Below are 22,125 nucleotides of genomic sequence, written 5' to 3'. Positions count from 1 at the left end.
CTTGGCACCGGCCACGGCCGCCGGTTCTCAGGTTGCAAAGAAGGTTGAGGGGGGTTCCGGTCCCAATGACGTTGCGCAGCAACGCCATTGGGGGCCCGGTTCGGGGGGAGAAGTTCTGTTCTCCCCCCGACGCTCAGGCGCCGTCCGCCTTCAGGACCTCGCCCGCCAGATAGAGACTACCGCACACCAGCACGCGGCCCGGCGTGCCCTCCGCTGCGATCCGCGCCAGCGCCTCTGCCACCGTCGGTCCCGGCCGCGCCACGCCGCCGCTCGCCGCGACGATGTCCTCCACCGGCATCGCCAGGTGCTGGCCGGGCTCGGCCACCGCGGTCAGCGTGGTGGCGAAGGGGATCAGCGGGCGGAGGAAGTCCTCGCTCGCCTTGCCCTTCTTCATGCCGACGACGAGGTGCAGCGGCCGGTCGCGCCAGGTCGCGAGATGCTGCGCGAGCGCCACGCCGGCGCCGGCATTGTGCCCACCGTCGAGCCAGAGGTCGAAGCCGTCGGGCAGCGTCTTCGCCAGCGTGCCCTTCAGCCGCTGCAGCCGCGCGGGCCATTCCGCGGCCGCGACGCCCCGCGCGATGGCAACGTCGGTCAGCCAGGACGGGTTCCAGGCGCGCAGCGCGGCGATGGCGATGCCGGCATTGTCCGCCTGGTGCGGCCCGGGCAGGCCCGGCGGCGGCAGGTCGAGCGCGCCGCGCGCATCGCCGTAGCGCAGGCCTTCGGTCGTCAGCTCCGCCGTCCAGTCGCGCCCGCGGGCGAACAGCGGCGCGCCGCGTTCCGCCGCGATACGCCTAATGACGTCGAGCGCGACCGGATCCTGCGCGCCCGTCGCGCAGGGCACGCCCGGCTTGATGATGCCGGCCTTCTCCGCCGCGATGCCGGCCAGGCTGTCGCCGAGGAAATCCATGTGGTCCATCGAGATGGAGGCGATCGCCGTGGCCGCCGGGCGATCCACGACGTTCGTCGCGTCGAGCCGCCCGCCGAGCCCGACCTCGAGCACCAGCACGTCCGCCGGCACGCGGCTGAACAGCAGCAGCGCGGCGGCGGTGGTGATCTCGAAGACGGTGATCGGCTCGCCCTTGTTCGCCGCCTCCGCTTCCTCGAGCGCGGCGGTCAGCGCCTCGTCCGTCACCAGCGTGCCGGCGAGGCGCACGCGCTCGTGGAAGCGCACCAGATGCGGGGAGGTGTAGACATGCACCCGCTGCCCCGCCGCTTCGGCGATGCCGCGCAGGAAGGCGCAGGTCGAGCCCTTCCCGTTCGTCCCCGCCACATGCACGACGGGCGGCAGGTGCTTCTCGGGGTTGCCGAGCGCATCCAGGGCACGATGGAGCCGACCGAGGCTGAGGTCGATCAGCTTCGGATGGAGCGCATGCAGGCGCTCGACAATAGCCTCGGCGCGGGACACGGGCTCAGGCCTGGGCCGGCTGTTCCGTCGGTTCCTCGGGCGCCGGCAGGGCGGGCATCTCGGCGGCGGGCGCCGTCGCGGCCTCGACCAGCGGCACCCGCAGCAGGCCGATGACGCGCGCGAGCGTCGCGCGCATCTCGCTGCGCTTCACCACCAGGTCGAGGATGCCGTGCTCCAGCAGGTATTCGGCGCGCTGGAAGCCCTCGGGCAGCTTCTCGCGCACCGTCTGCTCGATCACGCGCGCACCGGCGAAGCCGATCAGGGCGCCGGGTTCCGCGATGTGGATGTCGCCCAGCATGGCGAAGGACGCCGTGACGCCGCCCGTCGTCGGGTCGCACATCACGACGATGAAGGGCAGCCCCGCTTCCTTCACCAGCCGGGTCGCGATGACGGTGCGCGGCATCTGCATCAGGCTGATCGCGCCTTCCTGCATGCGCGCCCCACCCGAGGCGGTGAAGACGATCAGCGGCGCGTCCTGCAGCACGGCGAGCTTCGCGGCGGTGACGATCGCCTCGCCCACGCCGGCGCCCATCGACCCGCCCATGAAGGCGAATTCCATCGCGGCGACGACGGCGCGCTGGCCTTCGATGGTGCCGTGCGCGACGGCGACCGCGTCATCCATCGCGGACTTCGCCTGCGCTTCCTTCAGCCGTTCGGTGTAGCGGCGCTGGTCGCGGAAGCGCAGCGGGTCGGCCGGCGCCTTGGGCAGCTCGATGCGCGAGAAGCCCGGGTCCAGCGTGCATTCCAGCCGCCGCACGGCCGAGATGCGCATGTGGTGGCCGCAATGGGGGCAGACATGCAGGGCGGCTTCCAGGTCGCGCCGGAAGATCATCTGCTCGCAGGCCGGGCATTTGTGCCAGAGGTTCTCCGGCACGTCCCGCTTGAACAGGCCCGAGATCTTCGGAAGGGCCCAGTCGGAAATCCAGTTCATGAGTCTCTGTCTGCCCTCAAACGCCGGGCGCGGCCCGTGTGGGCCGCTTGGCTTTCGCGCTGCCAGCGGCGCACTGGCGGCGACGGTTGGTCTGGCGCGGGCCGCATTCGCGGCCTCGGCGCGCCGTAGCGCGCCGCCTTATATAGGGCGGCAGGCGCGGCGGCTACCGCTTCGCCACCGGTGGCGCCAGGCGGGGCCTTCCGGGGCCGCGCGGGGGCCGTGGCGGGGCGGAATCGCCGCCGCCGGGGGCGCGGATTCGCAGCAGCACCTCCACCCGGCCCGGCTGGTCCGCGATCGCCCGGGCCACGATGGCGGCCAGTGTCTCTGGCGAGACATCGAGGTCCACCACCGTGTCCGTCGCCTCGTCCATCAGGTGGGAATGGGGCTTGGGCACGGTGTCGTAGACCGGCCCGCCCGACATGGTCGGCACCCGGCCGAGCAGGCCACGCCCGGCCAGCGCCTCGAGCAGGTCGGCGATCTCCGCGCGGCCGATGGCGAGGCCGCCCTCGGTGGCCAGGCGCTGGGCCTCGGCGGGGTCGATGTGGGTCTCGCCGGCGGCACGGAGCAGGGTCAGCAGGCGCGGCAGGGGGCCATCGGCGGCAAGGCCGGCCCGGCGCACCTCCTCCCGCGCCGCGATGTCCGAGGTGCTGGCCATGGGTCCTCCCAAGCGGGGTCTGGCGCCCCTATTCGATAGACGGGGGGAGAAGAGAACTTCTCCCCCCGAGACCCCCCTCAACCTTCTTTGGAACCAAGTATCCAAAGAAGGGAGGGGGTTCGGGGGAGGTTCACCCTCCCCCGACCTTCACCGTCACTTCACGTCGAAGCGGTCGAGCATCATCACCTTGTTCCAGGCCGCCACGAAGTCCTCGACGAACTTCGCCTGGTTGTCGGCCTGGCCGTAGACCTCGGCCAGCGCGCGCAGCTGGGAGTTCGACCCGAACACCAGGTCCACGCGCGTCGCCGTCCACTTCACCGCGCCGGTCGCACGGTCGCGGCCCTCGAAGGCCTCGGCCGTCTCGTCGGTCGGCGCCCATTCCGTGCCCATGTCGAGCAGGTTGACGAAGAAGTCGTTCGTCAGCTTGCCCGGCTGCTTCGTGAAGACGCCGTGCGGCGAACCCGCATGGTTGCCGCCGAGCACGCGCAGGCCGCCGACCAGCGCGGTCATCTCGGGCGCGGTCAGCGTCAGCAGCTGCGCCTTGTCGACCAGCTGCTCCTCGGCCGAGACCGTGTAGCGGGCCTTGCGGTAGTTGCGGAACCCGTCCGCCTCGGGCTCGAGCACGGCGAAGGACGCCGCGTCGGTCTGCTTGGCCGTCGCATCGGTGCGGCCCGGGGTGAAGGGCACCTCGACCTTGTGGCCGGCCGCCTTCGCCGCCGCCTCGACCGCCGCGCAGCCGCCCAGGACGATGATGTCCGCGAGCGAGATCTGCTTGCCGCCCGTCGCGGAGGCATTGAACGCCTTGCGCACCTTCTCGAGCTTCGCGAGCACCTTCGACAGCTGCTCGGGCTGGTTCGCCTCCCAGTCCTTCATCGGCGCGAGGCGGATGCGCGCGCCGTTCGCCCCACCGCGGCGATCAGAACCGCGGAAGGTCGAGGCCGAGGCCCAGGCCGTCTGCACCAGCTGCGAGATCGACAGGCCGGAGGCGAGGATCTGCGCCTTCAGCGCCTTCGCATCCGCCTTGCCGATCAGCTTGTGCGTCACCGGCGGGACCGGATCCTGCCAGATCAGATCCTCCTTCGGCACGAGCGGGCCGAGGTAGCGGGCCTTCGGCCCCATGTCGCGATGGGTCAGCTTGAACCAGGCGCGGGCGAAGGCGTCGGCGAACTGGTCGGGGTTCTTGTGGAAGCGCTCCGAGATCTTGCGGTACTCGGGGTCCATCTTCATCGCCATGTCGGCCGTCGTCATGATCGGCGCGTGGCGCTTGGTGGGGTCGTGCGCATCCGGCACCAGGTTCGCCGCGGCCGGGTCGGTCGGGATCCACTGATGCGCGCCAGCGGGGCTCTTGGTCAGCTTCCAGTCGTAGCCGAGCAGCATGTCGAAGTAGCTGACGTCCCAGGTGGTCGGCGTCGGCGTCCAGGCGCCCTCGATGCCCGAGGTGATGGCATCGCCGCCCTTGCCCGAACCGAAGCTGCTCTTCCAGCCGAGGCCCATCTGCTCCATCGGGGCCGCTTCCGGCTCGCGGCCGACCAGCGAGGCATCGCCCGCGCCGTGGCACTTGCCGAAGGTGTGGCCGCCGGCGGTCAGCGCGACGGTCTCCTCGTCGTTCATCGCCATGCGCGCGAAGGTCTCGCGGATGTCGCGGCCCGAGGCGACCGGGTCCGGATTGCCGTTCGGCCCTTCCGGATTGACGTAGATGAGGCCCATCTGCACGGCGGCGAGCGGGTTCTCGAGGTGGCGGTCGCCCGTGTAGCGCTTGTCGCCGAGCCAGGTGTCCTCGGCGCCCCAGTAGATGTCCTCCTCCGGCTCCCAGATGTCCTCGCGGCCGAAGGCGAAGCCGAAGGTCTTGAGGCCCATCGACTCCATCGCGACGGTGCCGGCGAGCACCATCAGGTCGGCCCAGGAGATCGCGTTGCCGTACTTCTGCTTGAGCGGCCACAGCAGGCGCCGCGCCTTGTCGAGGTTGGCGTTGTCGGGCCAGGAATTCTCGGGCGCGAAGCGGTGCGCGCCGTTCGAGGCGCCGCCACGCCCGTCAGCGGTGCGGTAGGTGCCCGCGGAATGCCAGGACATGCGGACGAAGAGCGGGCCGTAATGCCCGTAATCCGCCGGCCACCAATCCTGGCTTAGCGTCATCAGCGCGATGAGGTCCTTCTTCAGCGACTTGACGTCGAGCGTCTTGACCGCCGCGGCGTAGCTGAAGCCGCCGCCCATCGGGTTCGACTTCGCCGAATGCTGGCTGAGGATGCGGAGATTGAGCGCGTTCGGCCACCAGTCCTTGTTCGCGCGGGTGGAGAAGCGCGCCGCCGTCGGCCTGCCGTGAATCACCGGGCACTTGCCCATGCCCTGGCCACCATGTCCGTCCATGTCTCTCTCCGATCGTGACTGCGTTGCTTCAAGCGGCCCGCGGGCGGGCCCCGGCCGTCACAGGGCGGCCGGTCCGGCCGCGGTCGTCAGGCGCCTGGTCATGCGTTTCCCTTCGGTCCTCGGCCGGCATTGCAGCGGAGCCTGTCAGGCATCCAACGATTGCGGAAGTCACAAGTTCCGAAGGCTTCGATAGGCATTGCCAATCGTCGCGGATTGCCGTGGGATGAGGCGCCTCCATTTGCGCGGACGCAGGTATTTGCTGCGCCGCAGCATCCCCGGACGATGACGGTGCGATGAACATCCGCGACCTCCGCTACATGCTCGCCGTGGCCGAGCACCGGCATTTCGGCCGCGCCGCGGAGGCCTGCCGCGTCAGCCAGCCGACGCTGTCGGTGCAGCTGAGGAAGCTCGAGGAGGCGCTCGGCGTCGTGCTGTTCGAACGGTCGAGCAAGCAGGTGGTGCCGACGCCGATCTGCGAGTTGCTGCTCGCCCATGCCCGCATCGCGGTCGCGGAGACCGAGGCGATGACGGCCCTCGCCCAGGCCTCGGCCGATCCGCTGCGCGGCGCGCTGCGCATCGGGATCATCCCCACGCTCGGCCCCTACCTGCTGCCGCTGGTCTTCGCCCCGCTGCGCGAGGCGCTGCCGGAGCTCGAGATCGAGCCGTGGGAGGACATCACCGCGACGCTGATCGAACGGCTGCGCGCGCATGAACTGGACGCGGCGCTGCTCGCGACCGAGCCCGAGGGCGCGGACCTGCTCTCCCGCCCGCTCTTCACCGAGCCCTTCCTTGCCGCCCTGCCGCCCGACCATCCGCTCGCCGCGCAGGACCGCATCCGTGAATCCGACCTGGTGCCGGACGTGCTGGTGCTGGCGGATGGGCATTGCCTGCGCGACCAGGCGCTCGCCGCCTGCGGCCTGGCGGGGCCGGTGGGCGGGGCGCTCCGGGCGTCCAGCCTCGCGACGCTGATCAACATGGTCGCGGCGGGCTACGGCACGACGCTGGTGCCGGGGCTCGCGGCCGGCGCGGCGCAGGATTCCGGCATCGCGCTGCGGCCGCTCGCGGCGCGGGCCTCGCGCACCATCCGCATCGTCTGGCGGGCCGCCTTCCCGCGCCGCGCGGCGGTGGAATCGGTCGCGCGCGTGATCGCGGAACGCCTCGCGCCCTTCGCCGCCGCCTCGGAACGCGACATCGCGGCCCTGGACCGCGCGCCCGCGGCGCGCCATGTGGCGGGGACGCGATGAGCCTCACCACCCTGCCCCCCGACCTGCCCGAAGAAGCGATGTCCGACCTCCAGGCGGCCTATGCGGCGCTGGAGAACCCTTCGCTCGCCGCGCGGCTCGCCTCGGTCGCCGGCATGCCGGTCGAGGCGCTGCGCGCGCGCCTGCCGGCGGGCGTGCAGGGCAGCGTGGACGGGGCGGTGCGGACGGCGCTCGCGGTGGCGATGTCGGCGGCGCTGCGCTCGGCGCCGACCCTGGTGCCGCTGCCGGTCCCGTCGTCGTGGTTCCATCGCGGCCTTGCCGCCGCCTCGGGCGCCATGGGCGGGGCCTTCGGCCTGCCGGGCACGATGATGGAACTGCCGGTCTCGACCACCATCCTGCTGCGCCAGATCGCCGCCGTCGCGGCCGAGCAGGGCGAGGACCTCGACGCGCCGCAGGCGGGCGCCGAATGCATGAAGGTCTTCGCGATCGGCGGCACCTCGCCCTCGGACGATGCGGCGGAGAGCGGCTATTTCGCGGTCCGCCTCGCGCTGGCCGAGGCGCTGAAGGGCGCGGTCGGGCGCACCATCGTGCCGGGCTTCGTCACCGCGGTCGCGTCGCGCTTCGTCGGGCCGGTGGGGCTGAAGCTCACCGCGCAGGCGGCGCCGATCCTGGGGGCGGCGGCGGGGGCGGCGGTGAACCTCGCCTTCCTCGAGCATTTCCGCTCCGTCGCGCGGGGGCATTTCACGCTGCGCCGGCTGGAACGGGCCTATGGCGCCGCGCCGATCCGCCGGGCCTGGGACGGCATCGCGGCGGGACACGACGAGCCCTTCCTGCCCCGCCCCCGTTAGTGGCACCGCCGCATCGCCCACGGGGCAATGTCGCTTTCACAGAATTTTTTCCACGCGGGCGCCGCACCCGCCGGTAACGATTTCCCCGCGGAACATCAAAAGGGGAGAACCGCACATGGCACCCAGGCTCGCGGCCGAATTCTTCGGCACGCTCTGGCTCGTCCTCGGGGGGTGTGGCTCGGCGATCCTCGCCGCGACCTTTCCTGGCGTCGGCATCGGCCTTCTCGGCGTCTCCTTCGCCTTCGGCCTGACGGTCCTGACCATGGCCTATGCGATCGGCCATGTGTCGGGCTGCCACCTCAACCCGGCCGTCACCTGTGGCCTCGTCGCGGCGGGCCGGTTCAAGGCGGGCGAGGCGCTGCCCTACATCGTCGCGCAGGTGATCGGCGCCATCGCCGGCGCGGGCATCCTCTACCTCATCGCCACCGGCAAGCCGGGCTTCGAGCTCGGCGGCTTCGCCTCCAACGGCTATGGCGACCACTCGATCGGCAAGTACTCGCTGCAGGCGGGGCTCGTCTGCGAGGTGGTGATGACCTTCTTCTTCCTGATCGTCATCCTCGGCGCGACGCACGGCAAGGCACCGGCCGGCTTCGCGCCGATCGCCATCGGCCTGTGCCTGACGCTGATCCACCTGATCAGCATCCCGGTGACGCAGACCTCGGTGAACCCCGCGCGCAGCACCGGGCCCGCGCTGTTCGTCGGCGGCTGGGCGCTGGAACAGCTCTGGCTGTTCTGGGTGGCGCCGATCGCGGGTGCGGTCATCGCCGGGATCGTGAGCCGCACGCTCTGGCCCAATGAGAGCACGGTGGGCGGCGACGGGCGCTGAAGGGCCCGCCGGACGTCGGTTCCGGAATGCGCCCCGTGGTGCATTCCGGGTCCGGCACCGGCCCGCGCTCAGCTCTCGACCGGCACCAGGCAGGTGAGGCGCGACGGGTTCTGCTCGCTGAGGAAGATGCGGCCGTCCGGCGCGCGCCACATCCCGTGCGCGCCGTTCAGCACCGGCCGGCAGCGCCCCACGATCGTCCCGTCGGGAGCGAGCAGCGAGAGTTGCGGCACCTGGTCTGTCACGTAGAGCCCGCCGCCCGGCGCGCCGTGGACGCTCATCGGCTTGTGGTTGCCGCGCCAATCCGCGAGCCACATGCCGTCCGCGGTGAAGACCTGGACGCGGTTGTTCTCGCGGTCGGCCACCGTCACGCGCCCGTCGGGCAGCACCCAGACGGAATGCGGCGTGGTGAATTCGCCGGGGCCGCTGCCCTCGCGCCCCCAGTGGCCCATCGGCGTGCCCTCGGCGCTGAACCGATGCACGACGGACGCGGCGTAGCCATCCGCGACGTAGATGGTCCCGTCCGGCGCGAAGGCGACGTCGCAGGGCGCGTTGAAGGGCTCGCCCGGATAATGGCGTCGTCCGATGCCGCCCAGGCGCTTGCCGTCGCGCGAGAAGACGATGATCTCCTGCGCGTCGCGGTCCACGACGAAGACGCGGCCGTCGGGATGGACTGAGAGCATGTGCCCGTCCGCGACCTCCGCCCCGCCCCAGGCATCGATGCGCCGGCCATCGGGGGCGAGCACCACCACCGCCGGCGCTTCCGGATCCGCCATCGGGTCCTGGCGCAGCTGCACGTAGACGCGCCCTTCCGCGTCACAGGCGACGTCGGAGGGAACGCCCTGGCCCTTCGGCACCTCGCCCCAGGGGCGCTCGACGCGATAGCGGGTCTCGCCCAGGCGGACGAAGAGCTGGTGGCGTGGCATGGGGCGCTCCGCTGGTGTGTCGCCACGACCCTCGCGCCCGCCGCGCGGCGGCGCAAGACCGCGCGCTTGACACGGTCACGACGCGGACTCCAAAGCCGGGTCGGGGATGCGCCGCGGGGGATGGATGCAGCCTGATCATCGCGCGCCGGAGCCGGGCTCGGTGCTGCCCGTCGTGATCTTCGCCGTCGTCGTGATGGTCGCGGTGCATGTCGGGCTGCTGGTCACGATGGACCCGGGATTCCTGCAGGGGCACCTCGCCGATCCCGATGCCTATATGCGCGTGGTGCGCGTGCTGGAACTGCGCCAGGGCGCGGCCTGGTTCGACACCGTCACGCCGGCGCTCGCGGCACCCGAGGGGTTGTCGCTGCATTGGACGCGGCCGCTCGACATCCTGATCCTGCTGCCGGCGCTGACGCTCGAGCGCCTCGCGGGTCTCGACCCGCGGCAGGCGATCTTCCTCGCCGGCGGGCTGGTGTCGCCGCCGCTGCACCTCGCCGCGACGCTCGCCGCCGCCTGGGGTGCGGCGGGGCTGTGGGACCGGCAGCGCGCCCCGCTCTATGCGGTGCTGATGATGGCAGCGTCGCCGGCGGCGGCGAATTATTCGGCGCCGGGGCGCGCGGACCATCACGCGCTGATCCTCTTCGCGGTGACGCTCGGCCTCGCGGCGGCGATCCATGCGTTGCGGCCGGGCGCGCGGGGGCGCGTCGCGATGGTCGCCGGGGCCGCCTTCGGCTTCGGCGTCTGGGTGGGTCCGGAGGCGTTGATCATCGCATTGCCGGTGCTGCTGGCGATCGGCCTCGCGGCGCTGGTCGCCGAGGACGGGCGCCATGCCGCCGCGCAGGGGATGCGGGCGACGGCGGGGTTGGCGGCGATGCTCGTGCTGGCGATCGTCGTCGAGCGGCCGCCGGGAGAATGGCTCGCCGTGGAGACCGACCGCGTCTCGGTCGAGCACCTCGCGCTCGCGCTGCTGTGCGGGGCGGCTTTCGCGGCACTGCGGCCCGTCGCAGCGGGGTCGCGCGGGCGGCGCTGGCTGGTCGGCATCGCCGCCGGTGCCGCCGCGCTCGGCGCCTTCGTCGCCCTGTTTCCCGTGTTGCCGCAGCGCGTCGCGGAGGATGCGGACGCCGCGATCGCCCGGATGCTGCGGCTGCACCACGACCTGATCGCGGAGATGCAGCCCCTGCCGCCCTTCGGGCCGGGCGGCGTGTCGACGGTCGGCTTCCTGATGGGCGGCGTGCCGCTGCTCGGGCTCGTCGCCGTCGGCCTCGCCGTGCGCGGGTGGCGGCGCGACGGGGGGTGGCAGGCAGGGCTGGTGCTGGGCGTGGCGCTGCTCGCGGGCATCGCCGCGGCCTTCGCGGCGGTGCGCTTCGCGCTCGACCTCGCCGCGCCGGCGGCGATCGCCGCGGCAGGGCTGATGGGCCAGGTCCTTGCACGATCCTGGCCGCGGGAACCGGCGTTGCGGCTGGTCCTCGGGCTCATGCTCGTGCTCGGCGGGCTCGCCATGCCGCGCCTGGCGCGCGACAGCGCCGAGGCCGAACGCATCACCGAGGCCAGCGGCACCGAGGCCATCGGTTCGGCCTGCGACGCCACCGCGCTGGCCCTCTGGCTCGCCGGCGCGCGCGCGCGCATCGCGCCGGCCGGCCATGCGCCGATCCTGGTGATGGAGGACATGAACGCCGGCCCCGAGATCGCCTGGCGATCGGGCGTGCGCGGCGTCTCGGGACCCTATCACCGCGGCGGCGACGCCTTCATCGACGTACTGCGCGCCTTCACCGCGACCGACGATGGCGCCGCGCGCGCCATCCTTGCTCGCCGCCAGGCCGATCTCGTCGCCGTCTGCACCGCGGATCCGCCGACCGACAACGCGGCGGACCTCGTCACGCGCCTGCGCCGCGGCGAGGCGCCGGCCTGGCTCCGCCCCGTCCCGCTGCCCGACGCGCTCGGCGGCTATCGTCTCTTTGCCGTCGATCCGGGTGCGTGAGCGGTTTTCCCGCCCCGGTTGCATGATCTAACCTGCGGCCCGAACCAGGAGACGACCCGTGCCGGCCACCATGACGCCCTGGCGGATTGCCGCCCTCCTTCTCCCGATCGCGCTCCTGGCCGGCTGCCAGCAGGCGACCACCGCGGCGGGCCAGGCCGCGGGCGCTGCGGCCGGCCGCGCCGCAGGTGCGGCAGCCGGCGCCGCCGGCCCTGCCGCGGCCCCCGCCGCCGGCGCGGCCGGGCAGGCCGCCCAGGCCGCCGCCACGCCCGCCGCGCAGCAACTCGCGCAGATGACCGCCGCCGCCGCCCAGGGCGCCTGGGACCGCATCACCGAGGCCCCCGCGCCCACCTGCACCGGCGATGCCGACAAGACCTGCGCCGAGACCCAGGCGCTGCGCGCCCGGGCCTGCCGGCAGCGGGCGGCCTCGGCCGCGGCGGACCGCAAGATGACGCTGCTCGATTGCGCGGTGACGGCCGGCCAGGCGGCACTGGCCGCCGGCGGCGCCAACACCGCGGCCGAGCGCAACGCCTGGCGCGAGGAACTGCTGAACGCCACCTTCGACCGCCGCGCCATCACGCCGCGGGCGAATTCCTGCCCCGGCAACGACCTGCTGCGCGCCGAGGCCGACACGCTGCGCCGCGACATGCCCGGCAACGCGAATGCCCGCTTCTACGCGGCGAGCGCGCGGATGTACGGCGTCTCGGTCTCCTGCGGGTCGGACGACCAGCGTTGCCCGGACCTCGCCGAAGCGGCGCGGCTGCTGACGCCGCCGCAGTCGGATCCGCGCTGGGCGCAGACGCTCGAGGGCGTGCGGACGCTGCAGCGGGTGGTGGTGGGCTGCCCCGAAGGCTGATCGGAGCGGCGGCGCCCCGCCAGGCCACCCCGCCGAGGGCCGAAAGGCCCTCGGAACCCGTTACCGCCTCAGGCGACGCAGAGCGGGTTCGACGCGTCCGGCACCGGCCCACACCCCCACCCACCTCAGTATCCTGGAATGGGTGGCCGGGTGGGGGTGTGGGCCGGTGCCGGACTTGGAATGCGCCAATTGGCGCATTCTCCGTCAGAAGTCGCTGACGCGGCCCTTGCGTTCCCAATCGCCGAAGCGGGTCGGCTCGGGGCCCGTCGGGCCGCCGATCTCCTTGGGCTTGGGGGGGGCGGCCGGCTTCGGGTCGGCCGTGACCTCGGCGGCGGGCGCGGGGTCGGGCTTCGTGGTATCGGTCATGGCACCGGAGATGTAGGCGCTCCGGCGGAGGATGCACATGGGCGGCTATCTGCGCACGGTCGTGCTGCTCGCGGCGCTGACGGCGCTGTTCGGCGGGCTCGGCCTCGCCATCGCGGGGCAGCAGGGGATGATCCTGGCGCTGCTGTTCGCCGGGGGGATGAACCTGTTCGCCTGGTGGAACAGCGACCGGATCGTCCTGCGGATGCAGAACGCCCAGCCGATCGGCCCGCACGACGCGCCGCGGCTGTACCAGATGACCGCCGAACTCGCCCAGCGCGCCGGCCTGCCCATGCCCGCGCTCTACGTGATCCACGAGGACCAGCCCAACGCCTTCGCCACCGGCCGCAGCCCGTCCAGCGCGGCCGTCGCGGTGAACACCGGCCTGCTCGACCTGATGCCGGAACGCGAGGTCGCCGGCGTCATCGCCCATGAGCTCGCCCACATCCGCAACCGCGACACGCTGATCATGACGGTGACCGCGACGGTGGCCGGCGCGATCTCGATGCTCGCGAATTTCGGCATGATCTTCGGCAGCGCCAATCGCGACCGGAACCAGAGTCCTTTCGGCCCGATCGCGCTGATCCTGATGCTGATCCTCGCCCCGCTGGCCGCGGCCATCGTGCAGATGGCGATCAGCCGGTCGCGCGAATACGAGGCCGACCGGATGGGCGCCGAGATCTCCGGCGATCCGCTCGCCCTCGCCTCGGCGCTCGAGCACCTTGAGGGCTATGCCCACCGGATCCAGAACTACGGGGCCGAGGCGAACCCCGCCGCGGCGCACATGTTCATCGTCAACCCGCTGTCCGGGGCGCGGATGGACAACCTGTTCTCGACGCATCCGCGCACCGAGAACCGCGTCGCCGCGTTGCGGCAGCTCGCCGCCAGCATGGGCGTGCCTGCCGCCCCATCGGGCGGACAAGGCCCCTGGAGCACCGGCCCCACCCGCAAGAACCCCTGGGGCTGACGGGTTCCGAGGGCCTTTCGGCCCTCGGCGGGGTGGCTTGGAGGGGCGGCGCCCCTCCGATTCTCACCCGTGCCGCATCAGTGATGCTTCCACGGCACGATCTCCGGCGCCGGCCCGTTCGGATCCACCCGCAGCATCTGCCCGTTCGCGACGCTGAGCCCCGTCAGCGCCATGATGAACCCCCAATGCGTCACCACCAGCGTATGCGCCCAGTCGTCGAGGGCGGCCATCTCCGCGCGGAACAGCGCGGCGCGGCCTTCGACCTGGGCGGCGGGTTCCTCCTCGGGCGGCCACCAGACTTCCTCGAGATGCGTGAAGTCCACCTCGGGGAAGTGGCGGGCCAGGTTGGTCCGCGCGCTGCCGATGTCGCAGGTGAAGGCGTAGCGCTCCCGCACCACCGGCGTGACCGTGAGGGGCAGGCCGAGTCGTTGCGCCGCCGGCAGCGCCGTCTGGATCGCCCGGCGGTAGGGGGAGACGAGGATGCGCCGGATGCCCTCCCGCGCCAGCGCCTCGGCCGCTTCCTCGGCCTGCTGGTGGCCGAGCGGCGTCAGGACCGGGTCGATGATGCCGGGGTCCTGCCGCAGCTGGGAAAAGAGCAGGTTGAACTCGCTCTGTCCGTGGCGGAGCAGGATCATGGGCTTGGGTTCCTTGGCACGTCCCCTCCGGTAGCGGGCGGCGCGCCGCACGGCAACATGTCCGCCGCTTCATGTTGCGGGCGCGGCCGCGGACCCCTAAGTGAGAAGGCCTGAGGAGACCGAGATGAGCAGCGGCCTGCCGATCGACCTGATCCTGTTCGCGATGGTTGCAGCCTTCCTGGTGCTGCGCCTGCGCAGCGTGCTGGGCCGCCGGACCGGGTTCGAGCGCCCGCCCCAGGGCGAGGCCGCCGCCGGGCCCGGCCCGGTGCCGCGGGAAGCTGCGCCGCCGCCCCCGGCGGTCGCGGCCGGGCGCGGCATCCCCGACCCGCGCTCGCCGGCCGGCCAGGCGCTGGCGCGCATCCGCATGGCCGATGCCAGCTTCGACGCGGGCCGCTTCCTGGGCGGCGCCGAGGGCGCCTTCCGCATGATCGTGCAGGCCTTCGCCAGCGGCGACCGCAACACGCTGCGCGACCTCCTGGCGCCGGAGGCCTTCGCGGGCTTCGACCAGGCGATCGCGGCGCGCGAGGCCGCCGGTGCGACGCAACGCACGGAAATCCGCGCCATCCACGACATGGGGATCGAGGAAGCCGATCTGCGCGGGACCATCGCCGACATCACGGTGCGCATCGTCTCCGACCAGGTGAACGTCACCACGGCGGCCGACGGGTCGATCAGTGCGGGGGCGGAAGCTGTGACCGAAATCACGGACCTGTGGACGTTCCAGCGCGATCTTGCGGTTTCCGATCCCACCTGGAAACTGGTGGGAACCCGTCCCGCCTAAGCCCCGGGTCGGGGCGCCCGACCCTCCAGCAGCCCCCGGAGGGTCGCGGCGCCGGCGGGGCTGGGGTATATCGCCTCCCATGCCTAGGGTCCTGGCCCCTGGCCGCGCGGTCATCGCGGCGGCCCTCGCCGTGTCCTGCGCGGTCCTGATCCGGCCGGCGTCGGCGCAGCATGGCGGCCCCTCGCCCGAACCCGAGCCGCCGCCCCAGGAACAGGCCGGCCCGCCCGCCCCGCCGCCGTTGCGCCCCGTCTCCTTCGAGGACCTGCCCGGCTGGCCGTCCGATTCCCACGCCGAGATCCTGCCGGTGCTGCAGGCGAGCTGCGCCGCGTTGCGCCCGATGCGGCCCGAGGCGCCGCTGGGCGGCGCGGGGGAACCAGCGCTCAGGGCCGGGACCGCCGCCGCCTGGACCAATGTCTGCGCCGAGCTGCGGCTTCTGGAGCGCGCCTTGCCGCGCCCGCCCCGCCAGGGCCAGGGCCGCGCCTACGATCGCCGCGTCGCCGTCTGGCTCGCAGCGAAGAACCTCGCTGTGCGCGACTTCATCGAGGCGCGGTTCGAGGCCTTCTCGACCGGCCCGGGGATCATGACCGGCTACTACGAGCCGATCCTGCGCGGGGCGCTCGAACCGGACGAGGTGTTCCGCACCCCGCTGCACGCCCGCCCGCCCGAGCTGGTCGAGGCGCCGGTGAACGGCAACCCGCTGCGCCGCCGCTACGGCGTGCTGCGCGACGGGCGGATGGAGCCCTTCTTCGACCGCGCGGCGATCGACGGCGGCGCGCTGTCGGGGCGCGGGCTGGAACTGGTCTGGGTGGACGACCCGACCGATGCCTTCTTCCTGCACATCCAAGGGTCCGGCCGCGTCATCCTGCCGAACGGGGAGATGCTGCGCGTCGGCTATGCCGGGCAGAACGGGCGGTCCTATGTCTCGATCGGGCGGGTGCTGATCGACCGCGGCGACATCGCGCGCGACCAGATGTCGATGCAGTCGCTGCGCGCCTGGCTCGGCATGGCAGGCTACGACCGCGCGATCGAGGTGTTCCGCGCCAACCCCTCCTACATCTTCTTCCGCTTCGTGGACGGGCTGACGCCGGACCAGGGGCCGATCGGGGCCATGGGCGTGCCGTTGACGCCGCAGCGCAGCGTCGCAGTGGACCGGTCCTTCATCCCGCTCGGACTGCCGATGTGGGTGCAGGTGCGGGACCCGGGGGCGCGGCGGGACACGCCGCCGGAAGGACGCCTGGTGATCGCGCAGGACACCGGGGGCGCGATCCGCGGCCCCGCGCGGACCGACTTCTTCTGGGGCTGGGGCCAGGAGGCGGGCGAGCGCGCCGGACGCATGCGGGAGGAGAACGAGGTCTTCCTGCTGCTGCCCCGCACCGCGCCGGTCAGCACGGCGGAGGCGCAGTAGCGCCCCCCTGATGGACAGCCCCCGGCCCGGGGGCGAACATGCGCGGCGGGAGGAACCGCCGTGCCGCATCTGCCTTCGACCATCGCCGACGAGGAAGCGCTCGAGGAGGTGCTGTCGCGCCCGGATCCAGCGCTGGTCGCCGACCTCGCCGCCGTGCCGGGGGACATCCTGGTGCTGGGCGCGGCGGGCAAGATGGGCCCGACCCTGTGCCGCCAGGCGATGCGCGCCGACCCGTCCCGCCGCGTCATCGCGGTGGCCCGCTGGTCCGAGGAAGGGCTGCGCGCGCGGATGGAATCCTGGGGCATCGAGTGCCTCGCAGCGGATCTGACCGACCGCGCCGCGCTCGCCGCCCTGCCGGATGCGCCGAATGTCGTCTTCATGGCCGCGCGCAAGTTCGGGTCCACCGGCAACGAGCCGCTGACCTGGGCGATGAACGTGCTGCTGCCGGCGATGGTCGCCGAACGCTGGGCGGAATCGCGCATCGTCTTCTTCTCGACCGGCAACGTGCTGCCGCTGGTCCCTGTCATCTCGGGCGGCGCCTCCGAGGACACCGCACCCGCGCCCGTCGGCGACTATGCGGCGTCCTGCCTGGGGCGCGAGCGGGTGTTCCAGCACGCGGCGGCGACGCGGGGCACGCCCTGCTTCGGCATCCGGCTGAACTACGCGATCGACCTGCGCTACGGCGTGCTGCACGACATCGCGTCGAAGGTGCTGGCCGGCACGCCGGTGTCGGTCGCCATGGGCCATGCCAACGTGATCTGGCAGGGCGACGCCAATGCCTGGACGCTGCGCGCCCTCGCCCGCGCGGATGCCTCCTGCCCGATCCTCAACGTGACGGGGCCGGAGACCGTCTCGGTCCGTTGGGTCGCGCAGGAATTCGCCCGTCGCTTCGGCAAGGAGGTCGCCTTCGCGGGCACCGAGGCGCCGGACGCGCTGCTGTCCAATGCCGCGCGCGCCTTCGCGACCTTCGGCTACCCGTCCGTGCCGCTCGCCTGGATGCTGGACCGCGTGGCGGAATGGGTGGCGCGGGGCGGGCGGTCGCTCGGCAAGGCGACCAAGTTCGAAGTGCGGGACGGAAGGTTCTGATGGAAGGCTCGCGCCCGCTTTCCCCCCGCGCGGCCGCGACGCGCCAGCGCATCCTGGATGCGGCGCTGGCGGAATTCGCCATGAACGGCCTGGCCGGCGCGCGGGTGGACGAGATCGCGGCGCGGTCCGGTGCGAACAAGCGCATGCTCTATGCGCATTTCGGCTCGAAGGAGGAGCTCTGGCTTATCGTGCTGGAGCGCGCCTATGCCGCCAAGCGGGCGGAGGAGCATGCGCTCGAGGTCGAGCACCTGCCGCCGGCGGAGGCCATGGCGCGGCTCGCGCGCTTCAACCTGCGCTACACGGCGGCGCATCCGGAATTCGTCGCCCTGCTGAACCAGGAGAACCTCCACCGCGCGGCCTATCTGAAGCGCAGCGCGGAGGTGCCGGCGCTGTATTCCCCGCTGCTCGACAGCCTGCGCGCGGTGCTGAAGCGCGGGGAGGAGGCGGGCGTGTTCCGCCGCGACGTCGATCCGCTGCAGCTCTACGTGACCATGCTCGGCCTGGGGCATTTCTGGGTCGCGAACCGGCACACGCTGTCCACCATCTTCGGCGAGGACCTCGGCACCGAGGCGGCGCTCGAGGCGCGGGAGCAGCATGTGGTCGAGGTGGTGCTGGGCTATCTGCGCCCGGCTTGACCGCGGCGCCCCACCGGCTTAAGTAACCAGACAGTTACCACACGGGAGGGAAGCGTGGGGCTGCGCTGGCAGGACTGGCCGGAAGGGCTTGCGTCGCGGCTGCGCGCGGGCTGTGTGATCCCCGCGCATCCCCTGGCGCTGAATCCGAAGCGCGAGATGGATGCGCAGCGCCAGAAGGCGTTGTCGCGCTACTACCTCGAGGCCGGGTCGGGCGGGCTCGCCGTCGGCGTCCACACCACGCAGTTCCAGATCCGCGACCGGGGCCTGTACGAGCCCGTGCTGCGCATCGCCGCGGAAGCGGCGGCCGAGCGCGCCGAGGCGCCGATCCTGGTCGCCGGCGCGATCGGCAAGACCGCGCAGGCGGTGAAGGAAGCGCAGGTCGCGCGCTCTCTCGGCTATCACGCGGTGCTGCTCTCGCTGGCCGCCTGGAAGGGTGCGTCGGAGGACGAGATCGTCGCGCATTGCGAAGCCGTCGCCGCCGAGATGCCGCTGTTCGGCTTCTACCTGCAGCCCGCGGTGGGCGGGGTGCGGCTGCCGGCCTCCTTCTGGAAGCGCTTCGCTTCCATCCCCAACGTCGTCGCGATCAAGATCGCGCCCTTCAACCGTTATGCCACGCTCGACGTGCTGCGCGGCGTGCTGGAAGCGGGCGCGCAGGATCGCGTCACGCTCTACACGGGCAATGACGACCACATCGTCGCCGACCTGCTGACACCCTTCCGCCTCGCGCATGACGGGCGGTCCGTCACGATGCGCATCGCCGGCGGGCTGCTCGGGCACTGGTCCGTCTGGACGCGCGCGGCGGTGCAGCTGCAGGCGCGCTGCGCCGAGGCCGCGCGCGAGAACCGCGTGCCGACCGACCTGCTCGCGCTCGATGCCGCGGTGACGGAGATGAACGCCGCGGTCTTCGACGTGGCGAACGACTTCCACGGCGTCATCGCCGGCTGCCACGAGGTGCTGCGCCGCCAGGGGCTGCTGGAAGGCACCTGGTGCCTCGACGAACACGAAACGCTCTCGCCGGGACAGGCGGAACTGCTGACCGCCGTCGCGGAACGCTACCCGCTGCTGACGGATGACGGCTTCGTCGCGGCCAATCTCCATCGCTGGCTTTCGTAAGGGACCAAGACACATGGCGGAACGCCGCATCGGCCTCATCATGAACGGCGTCACCGGCCGGATGGGGATGAACCAGCACCTGATCCGCTCCATCGCCGCGATTCGCGCCGATGGCGGCGTGAAGCTCGCGAATGGCGACACGATCATGCCGGACCCCGTGATCGTCGGGCGCAACCGCGCGAAGCTCGAGGCGCTTGCCAAGGCGCATGGCATCTCGCGCGTGTCGACCGATCTCGATGCCTGCCTCGCGGACCCGAAGGATGAGATCTTCTTCGACGCCGCGACGACGCAGATGCGCGCGGGGCTGCTGACCAAGGCGATCAACGCCGGCAAGCACATCTATTGCGAGAAGCCGACCGCCGACACGCTGGCCGATGCGCTCGCCGTCGCGAAGCTGGCGAAGGAGAAGGGCATCAAGAACGGCGTGGTGCAGGACAAGCTGTTCCTGCCCGGCCTGCGCAAGCTGAAGATGGTGATCGACAGCGGCTTCCTCGGGCGCATCTGCTCGGTGAAGGGCGAGTTCGGCTACTGGGTCTTCGAAGGCGACCTGCAGCCCGCGCAGCGCCCGTCCTGGAACTACAAGAAGGCCGAGGGCGGGGGCATCATCCTCGATATGCTCTGCCACTGGCGCTACGTGCTGGACAATCTGTTCGGCAATGTGGAGGCGGTCTCCTGCCTCGGCGCCGTGCACATCCCCGAGCGCATCGGGGAGGACGGCAAGCCGTACAAGGCGGACGCCGACGATGCGGCCTATGCGACCTTCCAGCTGGAAGGCGGGGCGATCGCGCACATCAATTCCTCCTGGGTCACGCGCGTCCGTCGCGACGACCTGGTGACCTTCCAGGTGGACGGCACGCATGGGTCCGCGATCTGCGGGCTGCACAAGTGCTGGACGCAGTCGCGCGTCGCCACGCCGAAGCCGGTGTGGAACCCCGACCAGCCGCAGACGATCGACTTCTTCGCCGGCTGGCAGGAAGTGCCGACGACGCAGGACTTCCCCAACGGCTTCCGCGTGCAGTGGGAGGAATTCCTCAAGCACGTCGCGGGCGAACGCCCCGACTATCCCTGGAACCTGCTGGCGGGGGCGAAGGGCGTGCAGCTTGCCGAAGCCGGCCTGAAGTCCTGGGCCGAGCGCCGCTGGATCGATCTGCCGAAGCTGGAGGCGTGACGGATATGCCCACCATCAACCTGCCGAACGGCAGCCGCGTCGAACCCTTCGCCACCTCCCCCGCACGCGACTTCGCGAAGGCGACGCCGCCCTTCCCGCGCGTCGCGCTGGCCGCCGCGCATGTCGTCGCGGACCCGCTGGCGGAGCAGGACCCCTGGCTCGACGTGAAGATCGACTGGGACCGCACCATCGCCTTCCGCAAGCATCTCTGGTCGCTCGGCCTCGGTGTCGCGGAAGCCATGGACACGGCGCAGCGCGGCATGGGCCTCGACTGGGTGGGCGCGCAGGAACTCATCCGGCGTTCGCTCGATGCGATGAAGGACCATCCCGGCGCTGTGATGGCCTCCGGCGCCGGCACCGACCACCTAGCCCCCGGGCCGGACGTGACGGTGGACGACGTCATCCGCGCCTATGAGGAACAGTGCGAGGCCGTCGAGGCGATGGGCGGGCGCATCATCCTCATGGCCTCCCGCGCGCTGGCCAAGGCCGCGACGTCGCCGGCCGACTACGAGCGCGTCTATGCCCGCATCCTGTCGCAGGTGAAGCAGCCGGTGATCATCCACTGGCTCGGCGAGATGTTCGACCCGGCGCTCGAGGGCTACTGGGGCAACCACGACCACATGGCGGCGATGGACACGGCGCTCGCCGTCATCCACGCGCATGCCGACAAGGTCGATGGCGTGAAGGTCTCGCTGCTGGACGACAAGAAGGAGATCTCGATGCGCCGCCGCCTGCCGCGTGGCGTGCGCATGTACACCGGCGACGACTTCAACTACGCCGAGCTGATAGCGGGCGACGCGCAGGGCTATTCCGACGCGCTGCTCGGCATCTTCGACCCGATCGCCCCGGCGGTGGGCGGCGCGCTCGCCGCGCTGTCGAAGAACGACCTCAGCACCTTCCACGAGATCCTGGCGCCGACCGTCCCGCTGTCGCGCCACATCTTCAAGGCGCCGACCCGCTTCTACAAGACGGGCGTGGTCTTCATGGCCTGGCTGAACGGCCACCAGGACCATTTCGTCATGGTGGGCGGGCAGCAATCGACGCGGTCCATCCAGCATTTCTCGGAGCTCTTCCGCCTCGCCGACAAGGCCGGGCTGCTGCGCGACCCGGAGATGGCGGTGGCGCGGATGAAGTCCCTCCTCGCGCTGCACGGCGTCGCATGACGCCCGCCGGCCCGCTCTCGCTCAACACGATCACGGTCAAGCCGTGGTCGCTGCCGCAGGTCATCGAGGCCTGCGCCCGCCACGGCATCCCCGGCATCTCGCCCTGGCGCGACGTGCTGCAGGCCATGGGCGTCGAGGCCGCCGCGAAGCAGATCCGCGACGCGGGCCTCAAGGTCACCGGCCTGTGCCGCGGCGGGATGTTCCCCGCGGCGGACGCCGCCGGCCGCGCCGCCGCGATCGAGGACAACCGTCGCGCCATCGCCGAGGCGCATGCCATCGGCGCCGACTGCCTGGTGGTGCTCGGCGGCGGCCTGCCTAAGGGATCGAAGGACCTGCCCGGCGCGCGGGAGATGATGCGCGAGGGGCTGCACGCCATCCTCCTCGATGCGCGCGCCGCCGGCGTGACGCTCGCGCTCGAACCGCTGCACCCGATGACCTGCGCGGATCGCTCGGTGCTCTCCACCCTCGGCCAGGCGCTCGATCTCTGCGAGGAGCTCGGCGCGGGCGTGGGCATCGCGCTCGACGTCTATCACGTCTGGTGGGACCCGGACCTCGCGCGCCAGGTCGCGCGGGCCAAGGGGCGCATCGCCGGCTTCCATGTGTGCGACTGGAAGGTGCCGACGACGGACCTGGTCTTCGACCGCGGCCTGCCCGGCGAAGGCGTGATCGACATCCCCGCCATCCGCGCCATGGCCGAGGCTTCCGGCTGGACAGGCGGCGTCGAGGTCGAGATCCTGTCCAAACACTGGTGGGCCCAGGACCCCGAGACGGTGATCCAGGAGGTCAAGGCCCGCCACGCCTATTGCTGAACAACAACCAAGACC

General features: G+C 72.0%; 21 protein-coding genes. 14 read left to right on the top strand and 7 right to left on the bottom strand.

Annotated features, from left to right (window positions below):
* Positions 1 to 133: 133 nt before the first annotated feature.
* From GWK15_RS14530 to katG, 4 genes are all read right to left on the bottom strand, one after another.
* On the bottom strand, positions 134 to 1,405 hold the full coding sequence (locus GWK15_RS14530; protein WP_168042036.1) for a Mur ligase family protein: 1,272 nt from the start codon (positions 1,403 to 1,405) through the stop codon (positions 134 to 136).
* Positions 1,406 to 1,409: 4 nt separating this feature from the next.
* The gene (gene accD, locus GWK15_RS14525) at positions 1,410 to 2,336 is read right to left on the bottom strand and encodes an acetyl-CoA carboxylase, carboxyltransferase subunit beta (protein WP_168042035.1); all 927 of its coding nucleotides are present in this window, start codon (positions 2,334 to 2,336) and stop codon (positions 1,410 to 1,412) included.
* A 163-nt stretch (positions 2,337 to 2,499) separates the two neighbouring features.
* A complete protein-coding gene (locus tag GWK15_RS14520; protein ID WP_209442190.1) occupies positions 2,500 to 2,991 on the bottom strand; it encodes a hypothetical protein in 492 nt (163 codons plus the stop codon).
* A 153-nt stretch (positions 2,992 to 3,144) separates the two neighbouring features.
* On the bottom strand, positions 3,145 to 5,355 hold the full coding sequence (gene katG / locus GWK15_RS14515; RefSeq protein WP_168042034.1) for a catalase/peroxidase HPI: 2,211 nt from the start codon (positions 5,353 to 5,355) through the stop codon (positions 3,145 to 3,147).
* A 293-nt stretch (positions 5,356 to 5,648) separates the two neighbouring features.
* Here katG and GWK15_RS14510 point away from each other — a divergent pair, with 293 nt between their 5' ends.
* The 3 genes from GWK15_RS14510 (at position 5,649) to aqpZ (ending at position 8,231) form a co-directional block, all read left to right on the top strand.
* Positions 5,649 to 6,599, top strand: a complete 951-nt coding sequence (locus GWK15_RS14510; protein ID WP_168042033.1) for a LysR substrate-binding domain-containing protein — start codon at positions 5,649 to 5,651, stop codon at positions 6,597 to 6,599.
* A complete protein-coding gene (locus tag GWK15_RS14505; RefSeq protein ID WP_168042032.1) occupies positions 6,596 to 7,405 on the top strand; it encodes an EcsC family protein in 810 nt (269 codons plus the stop codon). The genes GWK15_RS14510 and GWK15_RS14505 overlap by 4 nt, the downstream gene beginning before the upstream one ends.
* Before the next feature lie 115 nt (positions 7,406 to 7,520).
* Entirely contained in the window at positions 7,521 to 8,231 is a 711-nt protein-coding gene (aqpZ, locus tag GWK15_RS14500; protein ID WP_168042031.1) for an aquaporin Z, read from the top strand.
* 68 nt (positions 8,232 to 8,299) lie between these two features.
* On the opposite strand, the gene GWK15_RS14495 is transcribed toward aqpZ, so the two are convergent.
* Complete coding sequence (locus GWK15_RS14495; RefSeq protein ID WP_168042030.1) at positions 8,300 to 9,154, bottom strand: NHL repeat-containing protein; 855 nt, start codon at positions 9,152 to 9,154, stop codon at positions 8,300 to 8,302.
* Between the two features lie 124 nt (positions 9,155 to 9,278).
* Between GWK15_RS14495 and GWK15_RS14490 the strand changes: the two genes are divergently transcribed.
* Positions 9,279 to 11,132: a thioesterase domain-containing protein gene (locus GWK15_RS14490; RefSeq protein ID WP_168042029.1), complete on the top strand. Its 1,854-nt coding sequence runs from the start codon at positions 9,279 to 9,281 to the stop codon at positions 11,130 to 11,132.
* A gap of 58 nt (positions 11,133 to 11,190) precedes the next feature.
* Positions 11,191 to 11,985: a hypothetical protein gene (locus GWK15_RS14485; protein ID WP_168042028.1), complete on the top strand. Its 795-nt coding sequence runs from the start codon at positions 11,191 to 11,193 to the stop codon at positions 11,983 to 11,985.
* Between the two features lie 204 nt (positions 11,986 to 12,189).
* Here the strand turns inward: GWK15_RS14485 and GWK15_RS14480 are convergent, their stop codons facing one another.
* Positions 12,190 to 12,351, bottom strand: coding sequence for a succinate dehydrogenase assembly factor 4 (locus tag GWK15_RS14480; RefSeq protein WP_168042027.1), 162 nt, complete (start codon positions 12,349 to 12,351; stop codon positions 12,190 to 12,192).
* 37 nt (positions 12,352 to 12,388) lie between these two features.
* On the opposite strand from GWK15_RS14480, the gene htpX reads away from it, so the two are divergent.
* Positions 12,389 to 13,315 carry a zinc metalloprotease HtpX gene (gene htpX, locus GWK15_RS14475; protein WP_168042026.1) on the top strand — a complete coding sequence of 309 codons (927 nt, stop codon included), beginning with the start codon at positions 12,389 to 12,391 and terminating at the stop codon, positions 13,313 to 13,315.
* Between the two features lie 77 nt (positions 13,316 to 13,392).
* Here htpX and GWK15_RS14470 read toward each other — a convergent pair whose 3' ends face one another.
* Positions 13,393 to 13,950 (bottom strand): histidine phosphatase family protein, encoded by a 558-nt coding sequence (locus tag GWK15_RS14470; protein ID WP_168042025.1) that lies wholly within the window; start codon positions 13,948 to 13,950, stop codon positions 13,393 to 13,395.
* Positions 13,951 to 14,074: 124 nt separating this feature from the next.
* Between GWK15_RS14470 and GWK15_RS14465 the strand changes: the two genes are divergently transcribed.
* From GWK15_RS14465 to GWK15_RS14430, 8 genes are all read left to right on the top strand, one after another.
* Positions 14,075 to 14,731: a Tim44/TimA family putative adaptor protein gene (locus GWK15_RS14465; RefSeq protein WP_168042024.1), complete on the top strand. Its 657-nt coding sequence runs from the start codon at positions 14,075 to 14,077 to the stop codon at positions 14,729 to 14,731.
* 79 nt (positions 14,732 to 14,810) lie between these two features.
* The gene (gene mltA, locus GWK15_RS14460) at positions 14,811 to 16,136 is read left to right on the top strand and encodes a murein transglycosylase A (RefSeq protein ID WP_168042023.1); all 1,326 of its coding nucleotides are present in this window, start codon (positions 14,811 to 14,813) and stop codon (positions 16,134 to 16,136) included.
* A 60-nt stretch (positions 16,137 to 16,196) separates the two neighbouring features.
* Complete coding sequence (locus tag GWK15_RS14455; protein ID WP_211844169.1) at positions 16,197 to 17,222, top strand: NAD-dependent epimerase/dehydratase family protein; 1,026 nt, start codon at positions 16,197 to 16,199, stop codon at positions 17,220 to 17,222.
* Complete coding sequence (locus tag GWK15_RS14450) at positions 17,222 to 17,857, top strand: TetR/AcrR family transcriptional regulator (protein ID WP_168042022.1); 636 nt, start codon at positions 17,222 to 17,224, stop codon at positions 17,855 to 17,857. The genes GWK15_RS14455 and GWK15_RS14450 overlap by 1 nt, the downstream gene beginning before the upstream one ends.
* 54 nt (positions 17,858 to 17,911) lie before the next feature.
* Positions 17,912 to 18,970: a dihydrodipicolinate synthase family protein gene (locus tag GWK15_RS14445; protein ID WP_168042021.1), complete on the top strand. Its 1,059-nt coding sequence runs from the start codon at positions 17,912 to 17,914 to the stop codon at positions 18,968 to 18,970.
* 13 nt (positions 18,971 to 18,983) lie between these two features.
* The gene (locus tag GWK15_RS14440) at positions 18,984 to 20,138 is read left to right on the top strand and encodes a Gfo/Idh/MocA family protein (protein ID WP_168042020.1); all 1,155 of its coding nucleotides are present in this window, start codon (positions 18,984 to 18,986) and stop codon (positions 20,136 to 20,138) included.
* A 5-nt stretch (positions 20,139 to 20,143) separates the two neighbouring features.
* Complete coding sequence (locus tag GWK15_RS14435; protein WP_168042128.1) at positions 20,144 to 21,301, top strand: dihydrodipicolinate synthase family protein; 1,158 nt, start codon at positions 20,144 to 20,146, stop codon at positions 21,299 to 21,301.
* Positions 21,298 to 22,110, top strand: a complete 813-nt coding sequence (locus GWK15_RS14430; RefSeq protein ID WP_168042019.1) for a sugar phosphate isomerase/epimerase family protein — start codon at positions 21,298 to 21,300, stop codon at positions 22,108 to 22,110. The genes GWK15_RS14435 and GWK15_RS14430 overlap by 4 nt, the downstream gene beginning before the upstream one ends.
* Positions 22,111 to 22,125 lie beyond the last annotated feature (15 nt).

Origin of the sequence: Neoroseomonas oryzicola (assembly GCF_012163135.1) — a bacterium.
GTDB lineage: Bacteria > Pseudomonadota > Alphaproteobacteria > Acetobacterales > Acetobacteraceae > Neoroseomonas > Neoroseomonas oryzicola.
This window is presented reverse-complemented; position numbering and strand designations above follow the sequence as displayed.